Origin of the sequence: Xanthobacter sp. NM-25 (assembly GCF_022138605.1) — a bacterium.
In the GTDB taxonomy this organism is placed as follows: domain Bacteria; phylum Pseudomonadota; class Alphaproteobacteria; order Rhizobiales; family Xanthobacteraceae; genus Xanthobacter.
Genome location: NZ_JACBFS010000002.1, coordinates 372,971 through 389,580 on the forward strand (window position 1 = coordinate 372,971; position 16,610 = coordinate 389,580).

At 70.2% G+C, this 16,610-nt stretch carries 15 protein-coding genes; 5 read left to right on the top strand and 10 right to left on the bottom strand.

The features are described 5' to 3' along the window. Window positions 1–8: 8 nt before the first annotated feature. Both MEU52_RS07500 and MEU52_RS07505 read left to right on the top strand, forming a co-directional pair. On the top strand, window positions 9–2,354 hold the full coding sequence (locus tag MEU52_RS07500) for a L,D-transpeptidase family protein (protein WP_238120578.1): 2,346 nt from the start codon (window positions 9–11) through the stop codon (window positions 2,352–2,354). Between the two features lie 511 nt (window positions 2,355–2,865). After that, a complete protein-coding gene (locus MEU52_RS07505) occupies window positions 2,866–4,317 on the top strand; it encodes a DUF882 domain-containing protein (RefSeq protein WP_443266383.1) in 1,452 nt (483 codons plus the stop codon). A gap of 221 nt (window positions 4,318–4,538) precedes the next feature. Here the strand turns inward: MEU52_RS07505 and MEU52_RS07510 are convergent, their stop codons facing one another. Next, window positions 4,539–4,802: a GapR family DNA-binding domain-containing protein gene (locus tag MEU52_RS07510; protein ID WP_238120576.1), complete on the bottom strand. Its 264-nt coding sequence runs from the start codon at window positions 4,800–4,802 to the stop codon at window positions 4,539–4,541. A gap of 134 nt (window positions 4,803–4,936) precedes the next feature. On the opposite strand from MEU52_RS07510, the gene MEU52_RS07515 reads away from it, so the two are divergent. Further along, the gene (locus tag MEU52_RS07515; RefSeq protein WP_238120575.1) at window positions 4,937–5,944 is read left to right on the top strand and encodes a DMT family transporter; all 1,008 of its coding nucleotides are present in this window, start codon (window positions 4,937–4,939) and stop codon (window positions 5,942–5,944) included. A gap of 34 nt (window positions 5,945–5,978) precedes the next feature. Next, window positions 5,979–6,566: a DUF1036 domain-containing protein gene (locus tag MEU52_RS07520; RefSeq protein WP_238120574.1), complete on the top strand. Its 588-nt coding sequence runs from the start codon at window positions 5,979–5,981 to the stop codon at window positions 6,564–6,566. A 31-nt stretch (window positions 6,567–6,597) separates the two neighbouring features. On the opposite strand, the gene MEU52_RS07525 is transcribed toward MEU52_RS07520, so the two are convergent. From MEU52_RS07525 to MEU52_RS07565, 9 genes are all read right to left on the bottom strand, one after another. After that, a complete protein-coding gene (locus MEU52_RS07525) occupies window positions 6,598–7,344 on the bottom strand; it encodes a tetratricopeptide repeat protein (protein ID WP_238120573.1) in 747 nt (248 codons plus the stop codon). A 107-nt stretch (window positions 7,345–7,451) separates the two neighbouring features. Next, a complete protein-coding gene (ykgO, locus tag MEU52_RS07530) occupies window positions 7,452–7,577 on the bottom strand; it encodes a type B 50S ribosomal protein L36 (RefSeq protein ID WP_238120572.1) in 126 nt (41 codons plus the stop codon). A 183-nt stretch (window positions 7,578–7,760) separates the two neighbouring features. Next, a complete protein-coding gene (gene rlmH, locus MEU52_RS07535) occupies window positions 7,761–8,243 on the bottom strand; it encodes a 23S rRNA (pseudouridine(1915)-N(3))-methyltransferase RlmH (protein ID WP_238120571.1) in 483 nt (160 codons plus the stop codon). Between the two features lie 107 nt (window positions 8,244–8,350). Beyond that, complete coding sequence (gene rsfS, locus MEU52_RS07540) at window positions 8,351–8,731, bottom strand: ribosome silencing factor (protein WP_238120570.1); 381 nt, start codon at window positions 8,729–8,731, stop codon at window positions 8,351–8,353. Window positions 8,732–8,896: 165 nt separating this feature from the next. Next, a complete protein-coding gene (locus tag MEU52_RS07545) occupies window positions 8,897–9,559 on the bottom strand; it encodes a nicotinate-nucleotide adenylyltransferase (protein WP_238120569.1) in 663 nt (220 codons plus the stop codon). A gap of 17 nt (window positions 9,560–9,576) precedes the next feature. After that, on the bottom strand, window positions 9,577–10,818 hold the full coding sequence (locus MEU52_RS07550; RefSeq protein WP_238120895.1) for a glutamate-5-semialdehyde dehydrogenase: 1,242 nt from the start codon (window positions 10,816–10,818) through the stop codon (window positions 9,577–9,579). A gap of 290 nt (window positions 10,819–11,108) precedes the next feature. Next, complete coding sequence (gene proB / locus MEU52_RS07555) at window positions 11,109–12,251, bottom strand: glutamate 5-kinase (protein WP_238120568.1); 1,143 nt, start codon at window positions 12,249–12,251, stop codon at window positions 11,109–11,111. Window positions 12,252–12,406: 155 nt separating this feature from the next. After that, on the bottom strand, window positions 12,407–13,441 hold the full coding sequence (gene obgE, locus MEU52_RS07560; protein WP_238120567.1) for a GTPase ObgE: 1,035 nt from the start codon (window positions 13,439–13,441) through the stop codon (window positions 12,407–12,409). 84 nt (window positions 13,442–13,525) lie between these two features. After that, window positions 13,526–14,155, bottom strand: a complete 630-nt coding sequence (locus MEU52_RS07565; protein WP_238120566.1) for a ferritin-like domain-containing protein — start codon at window positions 14,153–14,155, stop codon at window positions 13,526–13,528. A gap of 237 nt (window positions 14,156–14,392) precedes the next feature. Here MEU52_RS07565 and MEU52_RS07570 point away from each other — a divergent pair, with 237 nt between their 5' ends. Then, window positions 14,393–16,594, top strand: coding sequence for a primosomal protein N' (locus MEU52_RS07570; protein ID WP_238120565.1), 2,202 nt, complete (start codon window positions 14,393–14,395; stop codon window positions 16,592–16,594). The last annotated feature ends 16 nt before the right edge of the window (window positions 16,595–16,610 follow it).

A 16,610-nucleotide genomic window follows, 5' to 3' on the forward strand; every position in this document is an offset into this window, starting at 1 on the left:
AGAGGACCATGGGGATCGCCGAAACGCCGCAGACCGCTGCGCCCTGCGCGCCGCACCGGACGGCCGTGCGCGGCCTCGGGGTGAGCGCCATCAGTCTCGCCCTCGCCCTGTGGGGGCTTCCTGCCGCCGCCCAATCCAACGCGCCGACCACCGGCATGTCGCCGGCCGCCGCCAACGCCCGAAGCCTGCTCGAAGGGCCGCGCATGGCGCCGCCGGTCACCGACGATGCCGGCATGGGCACCGGCGATCCCGTGCCCGCCACCCGCCAGGCCCTGCCGAACCGGACGCCGGCCGTCCCTGCTGCGGCGACCGTGACGCCCGCGGCGACGCCCCCCGCAGCCACAACACCTGTCGTGACGACACCCGCCGTGACGACACCCGCCGTGACGCCGCCGCCAGCCCGACAGGCCGCCGCCTCCGCCGTGCGCGGCGGCATCGACAGTGCCGGCAATGGGGAGCCCCTGCCCGTCGCCGCTTCTGCGCCGCATGCGCCTGCCCCGAGCGCCACTGTCCAGACCGCGCCAACGGCGCCCAAGCCCAGCGCCACTGTCCAGGCGGCACCCGCAGCGCCGGCGCCGACCGGCAGCGCCCAGACGACGCTCTCGGCGCCCAATCCGGAGGCCCCCGTCCAGGCTGCGCCCGCAGCGCCGGCGCCGTCCACCAGCGCCCAGGCCACGCCCTCGACGCCCAATCCGAGCGCCACCATCCAGGCTGCGCCCGCAGCGCCGGCTCCCGGCGCCCATGCGCCATCCGTGCCCGCCTCCGCCGCGCCGGCCATCAACACCGCCACGCCATCCGCTCAGCCGTCCATCGGCGCACCAGCCACCGGGATGGCGCAGCCGGCGGTGCCGGCCGATCCGGTGGCGGCGGCCCTCGCTCTGGCCCTGGCGGACCCGCAGCGCGTCACCTCCAACAAGAAGGAGCAGGAGGCGCTCACTGCCTTCTACGGCGCCCGACAGGACGCACCGCTGTTCGTGGACAACACCGGCTGGAACAGCCGCGGCCGGGCCGTGCTCGCCCGCCTCGCGGCGGCCGGCGAAGACGGCCTCGACCCCAACGACTATGAGGTGGCCCGCCTCGCCAAAGGTGCCGATGCCACCGCCCTGGCCGACGCCGAGCTGCGGCTGGCGCAGGCCGCGCTGACCTATGCGCGCCATGCCCAGGCCGGCCGCTTCGAGCCGAGCCGGATCTCGGGCATGATCACGCCCACCCGCGACATTCCCGAGCCGGCCGCCATTCTCGCGACCCTGGCGGACGCGGCCGATGCCAATGCGGCGCTGGCCGCGTTCAACCCGCCCCACGCCGGCTACAAGGCCCTGAAGGCCAAGCTCGCCACCATCGGCGCGCCGCGCCCGCCGACCCAGGTGGCGATTCCCCGGGGCAGCCTGCTGAAGCCTGGCGGCGTCGATCCCCGTGTGCCGCTGCTGCGGGCGCGGCTGGGGCTTGCCGCCATTCCCGGCGACCTGACCTATGATCCGGACCTGGTGACCGCGGTGAAGGATTTTCAGGCGAGCCTGAACCTCTCGCCAGACGGGGTGGTGGGCTCCGGCACCCTCAGCGCCCTGAACCGGGGCGTGGATGCCACCGGCGCCGGCGCCCGTGACCGCATTCTGGCCAATATGGAACGCTGGCGCTGGCTGCCGCGCGATCTCGGCGCCTATTATGTGATGGTCAACATCCCCGAATACATGGCCCGCATCCATGAGGGGGACGAGGTGATCCACGAGACGCGGATCGTGGTGGGCAAGCCGGACACGCCGACGCCGCTGCTGTCGCAGGACATGCGTTATGCGGTGGTCAATCCCGCCTGGAACATCCCCCCCTCCATCGCCCGCAACGAGATGATGCCGCTGCTGCGCTCCGATCCGTCGGCGCTCAGCCGGCGCGGCATCCAGGTGACCCGCAGCGGTTCGGGGGGCTATTCATTCCGCCAGGTTCCGGGCAACAACAACGCGCTCGGCCGCATCAAGTTCATGTTCCCCAACGACCACTCGGTCTACCTGCACGACACGCCGTCGCGGAGCCTGTTCGCCAACGAGCGGCGCGCCTACAGCCACGGCTGCATGCGGGTGCAGGACCCGCTGGAGTTCGGCGAGGTGCTGTTCAACATCGGCATGCCGGGCGAGACCTGGAGCGCGGCCCGCATCGGCAAGATGTTCGGCGGCAGCGAACGCTACGTCACCTTGAAGCGGCGCATTCCGGTCCACGTGGTGTATTTCACCGCCGTGGTGGGCCCCTCCGGCAAGCTCGAGCTGCGCGAGGACCTCTATGGCCTCGATGCCGCCGTTGAGGCGCGCCTGGGGCTGGACGGCAAGCGCCGCCTCGCCGACGGCGCCACCACAAGCCGGCGCTGATTCGCCACAAGCCGGGCACGCTCCCGGCCGCGACATCCTGGCGGCAGCATGCCCCGCCGGGATTCCACCAGAATGTGGCCGGACGCAGCGCCTTCGACAAGCCCGAGAGCCCACTCAGAATGCGGTTCTATAACCAGGACTTGAAGCAGGGTCCGGATCAGCCTGCGCGCGACGGCGGCGGGGCCAAGACTTTCGCGCACCCGCCGCATTCTGTGACTGAATGCCGCAGATCTGCCACCAAGTTTCGATTCACCAAACCTTGCGTATAGCTTTCCCGACACAGCCCCAGGACAGCACGAAGCACGTTTTCGCCATACTCGACCGCTAGTCACGGCGACGTGAGTGATGGTGAGAAGGTGCTGCCCGGAACGGGCATGCGTTGGGGGAGCGGGGTGTCAACTCACCCTTAACCGAACCCGGCAAGACTCCGTTAGCCTCGTGTCGCGGTTCGCCGCGGCACCTCCCAAACCAGAGCCTCGGGTTCGCGACAGTGGCCAGGACCAAATTGTCGATCTCCTCCCGTCCCGTCCGCCGCCCGCTCCGCGACGGCTTCCGCCTGCTGCGTGTCGCCTCCATCGGCGCCACTCTGCTGGCCTGCGGCAGCACTTCGCTCCAGACGGCCATCGCCAATGGCGATACCCGCACCCTGACCCTGCACCACACCCACCGCGGCGAAAGCGCCACCTTCACCTTCAAGAGGGATGGCCGCTACGATCCGGCGGTGCTGGCGCAGCTCAACCGCTTTCTGCGGGACTGGCGCAACGACAAAGAAACCAAGATGGACCCCCATCTGTTCGATGTGGTCTGGGAGGTCTATCGCGAGAACAACGCCCGCGCGCCGATCCAGATCGTCAGCGCCTACCGCTCGCCGGAAACCAATTCCATGCTGCGCTCGCGCAGCCGGGGCGTGGCGAAATTCTCCCAGCATATGCTGGGCAAGGCCATGGATTTCTATATTCCGGGCGTCCCCCTCGCCGATCTGCGCGCCGCCGGCCTGCGGCTGCAGCGGGGCGGCGTCGGCTTCTACCCCACCTCGGGCTCGCCCTTCGTCCACATGGACACCGGCAGCGTGCGCCACTGGCCGCGCATGACCCGCGAACAACTGGTGCGGGTCTTCCCGGACGGCAAGACCGTGCATGTGCCCACCGATGGCAAGCCCCTCTCCGGCTATGCCACCGCCCTGGCCGAGATCCGCGCCCGCGGCTCTGATGGCGACGTGGTGGTGGCCTCCGCCGACAGCGGCAAGGGCGTAAAGAACTTCTTCTCCGGCTTCTTCGGCAAAAAGGACGACGCCGACGACGAGGAGAGCGGCACCACCGTGGCCGATGCCGGCAGCACCGCGCGTGACGACGCCAAACCCCGTGCCGCCGATCGTCCCACCCAGACCGCCCGTGCGGTCGCCGATCCCACGCCGCTGCCGCAGCTGCGCCCGGCGGAAGTGGCCCGCGGCGCCATCGCCACCCAGCAGATGGCCAGCGCCGCGCTCACCGCGCCGCTGCCGCAGCGCCGCCCCAACGACGCACCGGGCCGCCCGGTCTCCGCCCGCCTCGCCGCCGCGCCACTGCCGGCGGTCATCACCCGCGGCACCCAGGAAGAGGCTCCGCAGGCGCTGGGCTATGCCGCCATGGGCGACATTTTCGGCCCGCCGCCCCACAGCGCCGGCACCGCCGTCGCCAGCGCCGCGCCGGCCGCCCGGCGCCCCCGCGAGCGCGCCCCGGTGCCCCAGGCCATCGCCTTCGGCCGGCTGTTCCTCTCGCCCAGCCTCTCCACGGAGCTTTATCTGAGGCCGCCGGAGCTGCGGGTGTTCACCGCCTTCGTCACGGCGCCACAGGCGGCGCTGGCGGTCTCCTTCTCCCGCGATCCCGCCTTCTTCGCCAAGCCGGGCTTCAACGGGGCGGCCGTCGCCGACCTGACCACCTACGTGTTCCGCGCCCCCACCGTCGCCCTCAGCCAGCGCATGTGAGCCTCAGGCGGGGAGCCGCGCGCCGCTGGCGGGGCGCCTTCCCTCGCGACGCGCGCAAGGACGACCGCCCACACGCGGACGCTCAAGCGCGAACCCGGCGGCGCAAGACCGCGCCACCGGGTTCGTGTTCTCTGAACTGGCTCGCCGCCGGAGCGCTTAGCCCCGCCGCGCGGCATGGACACGGCGGGGATGACCCGGAGATCAGCCGCGCCGCGGGGTCCTCACATGAAGATGCCGAGCGCCTGGCAATACAGCTCGACGATGGCGTCGTGCTCCTTGCGCTCGTCGGCGTCTTCCTTGCGCAGCTTCAGGATGGTGCGCAGGGCCTTCACATCGAAGCCATTGGCCTTGGCCTCGGCGAACACATCCTTGATGTCGTCGGCGATGGCCTTCTTCTCCTCCTCGAGGCGCTCAATGCGCTCGATGAAGGACTTGAGCTGTTCCTTGGCGAAGCCCGCAGGGGCATCCGAGACGTCTTCCGCCACCTGGCAGGTCTCCTCATTCTGATCCGCGGATGATAGAGGCCAGCTGTCCGGTCCGCGTCAAGGAACCATCCCCACTTTCCACGCTCCCGCCGCCCCCGGGCCGCCGCCGGCGATCGGCAGAGCCAAAGGTCCCCATGAAAGCCGCCTCCCCCGGCCTTGTCGCCGGCATCTGCGCCCTCGCCCTCGGCGCCTTCGCCATGGGCGCCTCCGTGCTGTTCGTGCGGCAGGCGGATGTGGGCCCCTTCGCCAGCGCCTTCTGGCGGGTCGCCCTGGCCTTGCCGGTGCTCGCCGCCTGGGCCGCGCTCACCCCCCGGCCGGCCACCACCGCCCGCTTCCGGCTCGATCGCATGTCGGTAATCTCCGGCCTGTTCTTCGCCGGCGATCTCATCTGCTGGCATCTCGCCATCCTCGGCACCAGCGTCGCCAACGCCACCGTGCTCGCCACCACGTCGCCGGTGTGGGTGACCCTGTTCGCGGTGCTGGCCCTGGGGGAGCCGCCGCGGCGGGCGGTGTGGCTCGGCCTCGGCCTGTGCCTGGCCGGGGCGCTGGTGCTGGTGGGCCAGAGCGCGCGGTTCGATCCCCATCACCTGCCCGGCGATACCGCCGGCCTGGTCACCGCCATGTTCTTCGCCGGCTATTTCCTGGCCGTGCGCCGGGCCCGGCTGTCCCGCGGGGCCGCCACCATCATGCTGATATCCACCGCCACCACCACCGTGGTGCTCGGCGGCGTCGCGCTGGCGCTGGAGCCCCGGCTGCTGCCCGCCTCGGCGGCCGGGCTCGCCGCCCTGGTGGCGCTCGCGCTGGTCAGCCAGGTGGCCGGCCAGGGCCTGATGGCCATCGGCCTCGCGGCGGTGCCGCCGGTGTTCGGAGCCCTGGTGTTCTTCCTGGAGGTGGTCTCTGCCGCCCTGCTGGGCTGGCTCTTCCTCTCCGAACCCCTGTCGGCGCTCCAGGTGCTGGGCGGCGGCGTCATCCTGCTGGGGCTGATGGTGGCGCGCCCGCGCGCGGCGCACCGCAAAGCACGCCACCATGATGCACGTGACCATGATACCCCCGACCAGGACGGAGCCACGTGCCTCGCTCCTGCCCCGATCACCAGCGACAAGACACCCTCGCCCCCGGATACGCGCATCGGAAGGCATTGACGCCACCCCCCATGACAGGCACACAGCCCGACTTATGTTCCCCCGTGTCGCGCCCGTGACGGGCCGCCCCTCCTCCAGCCCGCATCGGTGCACGTGTGCGCCACGCAAGTGGGCGCTGCGCAAGTGGGCGCTGCTGTCGCGGGCTTCTCGCGGCTGGCTCGGCGCTGCGCTGGCCTGCAGCCTCATCCTGCTGCCGTCGCTGGCCCATGCGGACTTCCGCCTGTGCAACCGCACGCAGAGTCGCGTCGGCGTCTCGGTGGGCTACAAGGATGGTGATGGCTGGACCACCGAGGGCTGGTGGAACGTGGCCGCCAACAGCTGCGAGACCCTGCTGCGCGGCGACCTGGTGGCGCGCTTCTACTATCTCTACGCCGTCGATTACGACCAGGGCGGCGAATGGGCCGGCAAGGCCCACATGTGCACGCGGGAAAAGGAATTCACCATTCGCGGCGCCGAGGATTGCCTGGCCCGCGGCTTCGAGCGCACCGGCTTTTTCGAGGTGGATACCCAGGAGCAGAAATCCTGGACCGTGCAGCTCACCGACAATCACCTGATGAAGGTGCCGGCCCAGGCGCACGCGCCCCTGCCGCCGCTGGCTCCCGCCGGGGTCCGCGACCGCTGAGGCCGCGTCACCGATCTGAGACGGGCCGCGTTCAGATGGGGCGGCCTTCCACGGTCAGCGTCAATTGCGCTTCCATGTCCTTGGCCCCTTCCAGATGGGGATTGACCGCCAGCGCCTGCCGCACCGCCGTGAGCGCCCGCGGTTCCTCGCCGAGATCGCGCAGAATCAGCGCCAGCCCATACAGCATCTCGAAATGACGGGGCTCCCGCGCCAGCACCTCGCGGATGTCCGCCAGGGCCGCGCCATAATCATCGCGCTGGTAATAGATGGTGACCCGCTTGGTTCTGGCGCCCAGATCATCGGGCGCGATTTCCAGCACCTGGCCGAGGATCTTCAGCGCGAGATCAGGCTGCTTGGCCTGCTGCGCCACCGTGGCGCGTGCCATCAGGATGTCGATGGCCGTGCTGTCATTGCTGTTGAAGATCTGATCCAGCCGGCTGGCGATGGCCTGCGCGCTGCGCGCATCGGGCGCCGCCTTCAGGGCGGCAAACAGACCTTCGAGCTGCGTCCGGCGATCCTTGGGGGCAGCTGGACCACCCCGCCGGGTCTCGGCGGCGTTGGCGGGCGTATCCGCCGGCCCCGCCTCCGGTGCGTCACCGGCCTGCGGCGCGCGATCACCGCGCGATTGGGCGAGAGCTGGGGAAACAAGACTGGCCACGCCAAGGACCAGACCGAGCGCCGCCGCCTGAAACAGCCGCAGGAACCGCCCGCCAGGAGCGGGGCAAAAGGCGAAGCGTTCGCCGGAGCGGCGGGAGCGGGACGGCGTCGATGCACTCATGGCGCAAGTGTCCGCCGCCGATGGGGCGGCGTCAACAGCGTCGCGGCGCGGTGGCCGCGATCGCCATCACGTTCCGGCGATGGCGCCGGAACGTCGGCAGCACAGGCTCAGCCCTGGCGGGCCTTGTAGCGCTTCTGGGTCTTGTTGATGATGTAGACGCGGCCCTTGCGGCGCACCAGGCGGTTGTCCCGGTGACGGGTGAGCAGCGACTTCAGGGAATTACGGATCTTCATGACACTCGCCTTCGGGCCGACCGCGGCGCGCGTGCCGCGCGGCTCGTCGACACTTGGTTGTTGAATGGAGCCGGCGTGATAGAAGGCGGCGACGCGGATGTCAATGGAGCGGGCCCAATTGCACCCTTCAAAGCCGCTCTGGTGCTGGCCTCGCGAGCAAAATCGCCGCGGCCCGATCACCGCTCAGGCGCGATGATAGGGGTGGCCGGCCAGAATCGTGACAGCCCGATAGACCTGCTCGGCCAGCATCACCCGTACCAATTGATGGGGAAAGGTGGCCGCGCCGAAGGCCAGCAGCACCTCCGCCTTGTCCCGAACCTGGGGGCTGAGTCCATCGGCACCGCCAATCACCAGCGCCACCGCCGGGCGGCCGCCGTCACGCCACGCGCCGAGGCGAGCGGAGATGTCCTCGCTGGTGAGATTGCGGCCCCGGGGATCGAGCGCCACCAGCACGGCGCCGGCGGGAATCGCCGCCAGCAGCGCGGCCCCCTCCTCCGCCATGCGATCCTCCGCCCGTCGGGCCGAGGATTCGGAGATTTCGTGCATGTCGACGGCGGTGAAGCCAAGGGCGCGCCCGGCGGCGCGGGCGCGTTCCACATAGCGCGCCACCAGATCGCGCTCGGCACCGGCCTTCAGCCGGCCCACACAGGCCAGGATGAGGCGCATGAAGCCTCAACTCCCAGCTGCGCGCGGCGCCGCCCGCAGCGGACCACGCGCCGGGGGCGCGTGAAGCCGCGAGCCCGAGCCATGTGCCATCACGATCAAGACCGCGATCAGGACCGCGGCGTTCCCGACCACATCTTCTCGATGTTGTAGAAGGCGCGGACTTCGGGCTGGAACACGTGGATGATGACGTCATTGGCGTCGATCAGCACCCAGTCGCAGGCGGGCTGGCCTTCGACGCGCACGTGCTTGATCCCCGCCGCCTTGAGCGCCTCGATGAGGTGCTCGGCGATGGCGCCCACATGCCGCTGCGAGCGGCCGGAGGCGATCACCATGAAATCGGCGATGGAGGTCTTGCCGCGCAGGTCGATGGAGACGATGTCCTCGGACTTGTCGTCGTCCAGCTGGGCCTTGACGAGGGTGAGGATCTCCTCCGCCTCAGGCAGCGGCTTGGAGATCGTGGCGGGCGGGGTCGTCTGGTCAGCCGTCATCTGGTCGGTTGCCAGAAGTGCCGCAGGGGCCGGAGCCGTGTGGGCCGAAGCCATCGTGGACAGGGGTCCATATCCTCTCGAGTTGCAGGCGCGGCCGGCCAATTGCCGGGGGCGCGAGCATCAGAATGTAGCAAATTCAACGAATTTTCAAGGGTCCGCTGGGGCTCAGCCCTTGTGCATCGCATCGAGGCGGGCCCGTGCAGCGCGGATTCCCGTTGAAGACAATGAGGATTTCAGCCCGTGCAGAAACACCCAGGCGGGGGGTTTAAGGTCCGCCAGATGGGCGGCATCCGCTTCATTGATGCGGTAGCGCTCCAGTGCCTGGGCGGCGGGCGAGGCGGTGGCCGTGAGGCTGTTGCCGAGCCGGTCGACCACCGCGAACGGCACCAGATCTACAATGCCCCGCCAGCGCTGCCAGCGGTTGAACTGCACCAGATTGTCGGCGCCCATGATCCACACGAACCGCACCTGCGGCATGCGCGAGGTGAGTGTTTTGACGGTCTCATAGGTGTAGCGCACCCCGAGGGCGTCCTCGCACCCGGTCACATCGATTCGCGGATGGTGCGCGAGCCGCCGGGTGAACGCCACCCGCTCTTCCAGAGTAGGCAGATCCTTGTTGTTCTTCAGCGGGTTGCCGGGCGTGACCAGCCACCACACCCGATCCAGCCGCAACCGATTCATGGCCAGAAGGCTGGCGGCCCGGTGGGCGGCATGGGCGGGGTTGAAGCTGCCGCCGAACAGGCCGACCCGCAGGCCGGGGGCGGCCAGCGGAATCCGTCGCGCGTCGCGCGCGCTCACCACGGGAAGGACGGAGGAGAGACGCGCCACGTGGGCCCCTTCGCAGCTCACGGGCGTGTCTGGCCCGAACCGTGGATGCGATACTTGAAGGAGGTCAATTGCTCCGCCCCCACCGGCCCGCGGGCATGCATGCGCCCGGTGGCAATGCCAATCTCGGCGCCGAAGCCGAACTCCCCGCCATCCGCGAACTGGGTGGAGGCATTGTGCAGGACAATGGCCGAATCCACCTCCGCCAGGAAGCGGTCGGCCGCCGCCTGGTCCTGGGTGACGATGCAGTCGGTGTGGTGCGAGCCGTGCTGCTCAATATGCTGGATGGCCTCATCGAGCCCGTCCACCACCTTCACCGCCAGGATCGCGTCGAGATATTCCGTATCCCAATCCGCATCCTTGGCCGGCCGCACCCGGCCGTCCACCGCCTGCACGGCGGCATCGCCGCGAATCTCGCAGCCGGCGTCGATCAGCATCTCCACCAGCGGCTTGAGGTGCGTGGCCGCCACCGCCTTGTCCACCAGCAGCGTCTCGGCGGCGCCGCAGATGCCGGTGCGGCGCATCTTGGCGTTCAGCACCACGGTCTTGGCCATGTCGAGGTCGGCCGCCTTGTCGATGAACACATGGACGATGCCGTCCAGATGGGAGAACACCGGCACCCGCGCATCGCTCTGCACCCGGGCCACCAGGCTCTTGCCGCCACGCGGCACGATCACGTCGACCGTGCCCTCCAGGCCGCCGAGCATGAGGCCCACCGCCGCCCGATCGGAGGTGTCGACGAACTGCACCGTATCGGCCGGCAGGCCCGCCGACACAAGGCCAGCGACAAACGCCCGATGGATGGCCCCCGAGGAGGCCAGGCTGTCGGAGCCGCCGCGCAGGATCACCGCATTGCCGGAGCGCAGGCAGAGCGCGGCGGCATCGGCGGTCACATTGGGCCGGCTTTCATAGATCACCCCGATCACCCCCAGCGGCGTGCGCACCCGCTCGATGAGCATGCCGTTGGGCCGCTCCCAGCGCTCGGTCACCTTGCCGACGGGATCGGCCAGGCCCGCCACCGCCTCGATGCCCTCGGCCATGGCCTCGATGCGCGCAGGGGTGAGGGAGAGCCGATCGAGGAACGAGCCGCTCACCCCTTCCGCCTGGGCGCGGGCCACATCCCGCGCGTTGGCGGCGAGAATGTCGGCGGTCGCTGCCCGCACCGCGTCGGCGGCGGCTTTCAGCGCGTTGGTCTTGGTGTCCGCATCAGCGAGGGCGAGAACACGCGCGGCGGCGCGCGCCCGCTTGCCCATGGCCAGCATGGCCGCGGCGAGATCGGCCGGCGGCACCGCGCGCTCCGCGGCAGCGGGAACGGTCAGGCGGGCGGCAGAGGCGATAGCCATGGCGAAACTCACGATCAGGAACGACACCGCCCCCGGCCCTGTGAAGTGTGGCCCGAGAGAGGCAACAGAGCGTGTTCTTTAGCACGCTCCTGGGGAAATACGACAGATGCTCGGTCGAGAAGCGTTAATATGGTGCCGTTGAGAGGAATTCGAGCCGCGATCGCGCGGCTGTGACGCGCCGCTATAAGGCTCGGGTGTGATGCGCGCGCTCACTCCACGCCGAGCGCCATGTCGTCCCGATGCACCATTTCCGAGCGCCCGGTGATGCCCAGCAGCGCCTCGATCTCGGCGGTGGGCCGGCCCATGATGCGACCCGCGTCGTGGGAATCATAGGCCACCAGCCCCCGACCCACCTCGGCCCCATCGGGCCCGCGCAGCAGCACCGCATCGCCGCGCTGGAATTCCCCCTCCACCCGCTTCACCCCCGCCGGCAGCAGGCTGGCGCCGCGACGCAGAGCCGCCACCGCGCCCTCGTCCAGATAGAGGGTGCCATGGGGCTCCAGGGCGCCGGCGATCCAGCTCTTGCGCGCCCGCACGGGATTGGCGGAGGTGAGGAACCAGGTGCAGCGCCCGCCCTCGCGGATGCGGCGGAGCGGATTCTTCACATGGCCGGAGGCGATCACCATGTGGGTGCCGGCGGCGGTGGCGATCTTGCCCGCCTCGACCTTGGTACGCATGCCGCCGCGCGACAGTTCCGAGCCCGCCGCCCCGGCCATGGCCTCGATCTCGGCGGTGATGCGCGGCACCACCGGAATATGGGCGGCGTTGGGGTCCTTGGCCGGCGGAGCGGTATAGAGGCCGTCGATGTCGGAAAGCAGCACCAGCAGATCGGCGCTGGCCATGGTGGCGACCCGGGCCGCGAGGCGATCATTGTCGCCATAGCGGATCTCGGAGGTGGCCACCGTGTCGTTCTCGTTGATGATCGGCACCGCTTTGAGGTCCATCAGCCGCGCCAAAGTGGAGCGGGCGTTGAGGTAGCGGCGGCGCTCCTCGGTGTCGCCCAGGGTCAGCAGCACCTGGCCGGCGTTGATGTCCTCATGGCCGAGGGCCTCGGCCCAGGTGCGGGCGAGGGCGATCTGCCCCACCGCGGCGGCGGCCTGGCTGTCCTCCAGCTTCAGCGGCCCGGCCGGCAGATGCAGCACCGTGCGCCCCAAGGCGATGGCGCCGGACGACACCACCATCACGTCGCAGCCGCGCCGGTGCAGGGTGCCGATATCCTCCACCAGAGACACCAGCCACGGCAGCCGCACCCGGCCCCGGTCGCGATCCACCAAGAGGGCGGACCCCACCTTGATGACGATGCGGTGGAAGTCGGTGAGGGCGGGCGGATTGGCGGGGACCAGGGAGGTCATGGGTTCAAAGACCGAGAATGCGCGATCCGGGCACCGGGCCCGAAATGCGGGAGGAAGCGTCCCCAAACGGGAAAGGCGCGGCATGCGCCCGGGCGACGGCATAGGCCATGCCATCGCCGGAATTCAAGCCCGGCGCGCGGGCCGAGACCAGAGCCTCACGGCCGCCATTCGGGCCGTGGCTCTTCTTCCTTCTCCTCCACCCGTGCCTCTTCGACGATGCCGAGCAGGGCCCGCAGCGCCTCCTGCACCCCCTGGCCCGACTGGGCGGAGAGCAGCAGCGGCGTCTTCTTGGCGGCGCGCTTCAGCCGCTCCTTCTGCTGCTTCAGCAGTTCGGGCGAGAGCGCGTCCACCTTGGACAAGGCGACGATCTCCGGCTTTTCATCGAGCCCGTTGCCATACGCGGCGAGCTCGGCACGCACGGTCTTATAGGCCTTGCCGGCATGCTCGCTGGTGCCATCCACCAGATGCAAAAGGGCGCGGCAGCGCTCCACATGGCCGAGGAACCGGTCGCCGATGCCCACCCCTTCATGCGCCCCTTCGATGAGGCCGGGGATGTCGGCGAGCACGAACTCGCGCCCGTCCACCCGCACCACGCCGAGGCCAGGATGCAGGGTGGTGAAGGGATAATCGGCGATCTTCGGCTTGGCCGCCGTGGTGGCGGCGAGAAAGGTGGATTTGCCCGCATTGGGCAGGCCCACCAGGCCGGCGTCGGCGATCAGCTTCAGGCGCAGCCAGATCCACCGCTCCTGGCCCTCGAGGCCGGGATTGGCGCGGCGCGGGGCCTGGTTGGTGGAGGTCTTGAACTGGGCGTTGCCGAAGCCGCCGTTGCCGCCTTCCAGCAGCTTGATCTTCTGGCCCACCTCGGTGAGGTCGGCGAGTACCGTCTCCTCGTCCTCATCGAGGATCTGGGTGCCAGCCGGCACCTTCAGCACAATATCGGCGCCCCTGGCGCCGGTGCGGTTGGCGCCCTTGCCGTGATCGCCCTTCTTGGCCTTGAAATGCTGCTGGTAGCGATAATCGATCAGGGTGTTGAGGCCGTCGACGCACTCGATCCACACGTCGCCACCGCGGCCGCCGTCGCCGCCGTCGGGGCCACCGAATTCGATGAACTTCTCGCGCCGAAACGAGACGCAGCCGGCACCGCCGTCGCCCGAGCGCACATAGACCTTGGCTTGATCGAGGAATTTCATGGCCAGGAGGTAGACGGGCGCTTGAAGGAACGCAAGGGGGACACCCAAAGAACGGGGCCCGGCGGAACCAGGCACCCCATCGCCTCAGGCGCCGCGGCGGTGTCGCCCGGCGAGCAGCGACAGCGCTCCAAGCCCCAGCGCCACGACCCCTGCCAGCGCCAGAGCCACCGGCACGCCGGATGACGGCGCGCCCGACGCCGGGCGGTCCCGGCCCGGCGTCGCAGCTGCGAAGGGCTGCCCCCGGCCCCGACCACCGCCCACGCCGCGGCGGGCAAGACAGCGCTGGAAGGCGGGCAGATGGCGCTCACCGGAAGCGGTTTTCAGCGCGTTGAAAACCACCACCGCGTCCGCGGGCATGGGGTACGAGAGGAAGTTCTCATACATGGCCACATTTTCGATCTCGTCGGCGACGCCGGCGGCGCAGCATTCGGCAAGGGTGGCGGGCAACACCACCTTCCCCGCCCAGTCGTTGACCGGCAAGGGCACCCCATGGCGCGCGCACAGGCGCTGCAGCGCCTGGGCATGGGCCGCTTCGGAATGGACGATATTGGCGAACGGCCGAACCGGGCCGAACCGGCGGATCACCGCGTCATAAACCGCCAGCGCATGCCATTCGTCATAAAGGCCGATGCGCAGGGCCTGCACGAGAGGCGGGCGGGGATCGTTGGGGTCGATGCGGCGGGCCGCCAGCAGGCGGGCGTCGGGATTGCTCATGATGTCGCTCCTTCCCTTACGTCTACCGCTCCACACCACCAGCCGCATTGCGATTCATCATCGCTCAATGGGCCCCGGCGCGGGGCATGGGGCGGGGCATGAGGCGTGGCATGGGGCGGCGCTGGCGTCACCGGGGACGGCCACGACGTGGCAACCCGCCGTGGCGCCATCGCCCGCGGGCCGCTCGCGATCACCCCGCCCTTTGACCTTTGCCGCCGGCCGGCCCAAAACACCGGCATGTCGCCGCCCTTCCCGCCGCCGGCCCTGCCCACCGTCGATGTCCTGCTGCCGCTCGGCCTGGACACCCCCTATTCCTACCTCCGGCCCGAGGGCATGCGCCTCCATCCGGGGGATCTCGTGAACGTGCCCCTCGGCACCAAGAGCGTGATGGGCTGCGTGTGGCCACGCGATCCGGCGGCGGAAAGCAAGCCCCTCGACATCAGGAAGCTGAAGGCGGTGAAGACCCGGCTCGATTTCGCGCCGCTGCCGCCGGATCTCCTGAAGCTCATCGACTGGATGGCCGATTACACCCTGGCGCCGCGCGGCATGGTGCTGCGCATGGCCCTGCGCCACGGAGAAAGCCCCGGCCCCGGCCGGGAGCGGGTGGGGGTGCGCGCCACCGGCCGCACGCCCGAGCGCATGACCGCCGCCCGCGCCCGTCTGCTCGCCTTCGTCTCCGACGGCTTCATCCGCGGCAAGAGCGAGGCGGCGCGGGAGGCCGGCGTGTCGCCGTCCGTGGTGGATGGGCTGATCGACGACGGCGCCCTGGAATCCCTGGTGCTGCCACCGGAACCGGCGGCCTATCCGCCGGACCCGGACCATGCCGCCATGCCCCTCTCCGAGGTGCAGGGCGGGGCGGCCGAGACCCTGAAGGCGGCGGTGGCGGCCCATGCCTTCAAGGTGTTCCTGCTGGATGGCGTCACCGGCTCGGGCAAGACGGAAGTCTATTTCGAGGCGGTGGCCCAGGCGGTGCGGGACGGGCGGCAAGCCTTGATCCTGCTGCCGGAAATCGCCCTCACCCAGGCCTTCCTGGATCGTTTCACATCCCGTTTCGGGGTGAAGCCGGCGGAATGGCATTCCGGCGTCTCGGCACGCCGGCGGGCGAAAATCCTGAACGGCGTCGCCTCCGGCGAGGTGAAAGTGGTGGCGGGCGCCCGCTCGGCCCTGTTCCTGCCGTTCCAGAACCTCGGCCTGATGGTGGTGGATGAGGAGCACGACCCCGCCTACAAGCAGGATGACGGGGTGTGCTACCACGCCCGCGACATGGCGGTGGTGCGGGCGCGCCTGTGCGCCACCCCCATTGTGCTCGCCTCCGCCACCCCCTCCATCGAGACCGAGGTGAACGCCCGGCGCGGCCGCTATAGCCGGCTCGCCCTGCCGGTGCGGTTCGGCGGCGCCAAGGTGCCCGGCCTCACCCCCATCGACCTGCGGCGGGAAGGCCCGCCGCGCGGGCGCTGGATCGCCCCGCGGCTGGAACAAGAGATCAACACCACCCTGGAGGCGGGCGGGCAGGCGCTGTTGTTCCTCAACCGGCGCGGCTATGCCCCGCTGACCCTGTGCAACGCCTGCGGCCACCGCATGCGCTGCCCCTCCTGCACCGCCTGGCTGGTGGAGCACCGCTTCCGCCGCCGCCTTACCTGCCACCATTGCGGCTATCAGGCGCCGGTGCCGGAGGAATGCCCCAAGTGCGGCGCCAAAGACAGCCTGGTGGCGGTGGGCCCCGGCGTGGAACGGTTGCAGGAGGAGGTTCAGGCGCTGTTTCCCACGGCCCGCACCCTGGTGCTCTCCTCCGACCTGTTGGGCGGAGTGGAGCGCATGCGCGCCGAGCTCGATGCGGTGGCGAAGGGCGAGGTGGATGTGGTGGTGGGCACCCAATTGGTGGCCAAGGGCCACAATTTCCCGGGCCTTGCCCTGGTGGGGGTGGTGGATGCGGACGTCGGCCTCGGCCAGGGCGATCCCCGCGCCGCCGAGCGCACCTTCCAACTGGTGCACCAGGTGGCCGGCCGCGCCGGACGCGGCAAGACCGAGGGGCGCGGCTTCATCCAGACCCACATGCCCGAGCATCCGGTGATGAAGGCGCTGGTCACCGGCGACCGCGAAGCCTTCTACGACAGCGAGATCGCCGCCCGGGAGGGCGCCCAATTGCCGCCGTTCGGCCGCATGGCGGGGCTCATCATTTCCGCCAGCGAGGCCCATGTGGCGGAGGGCTTCGCCCGACGCCTCATCGCCTGCGCGCCGATCCGGCCCGATGTGCGCATCCTCGGCCCGGCGGAAGCGCCGCTGGCGGTGCTGCGCGCCCGCCACCGCTGGCGCCTGCTGGTGCGCTCGCCCCGCGGCACCGACCTTTCCGCCTATCTGCGCGAATGGCGCGCGCTGGCCCCCAAGCCCACCGGCAACATCAAGGTGGTGATCGACGTGGACCCGCAGAGCTTCCTGTGAGGGCCATCCCCACCCC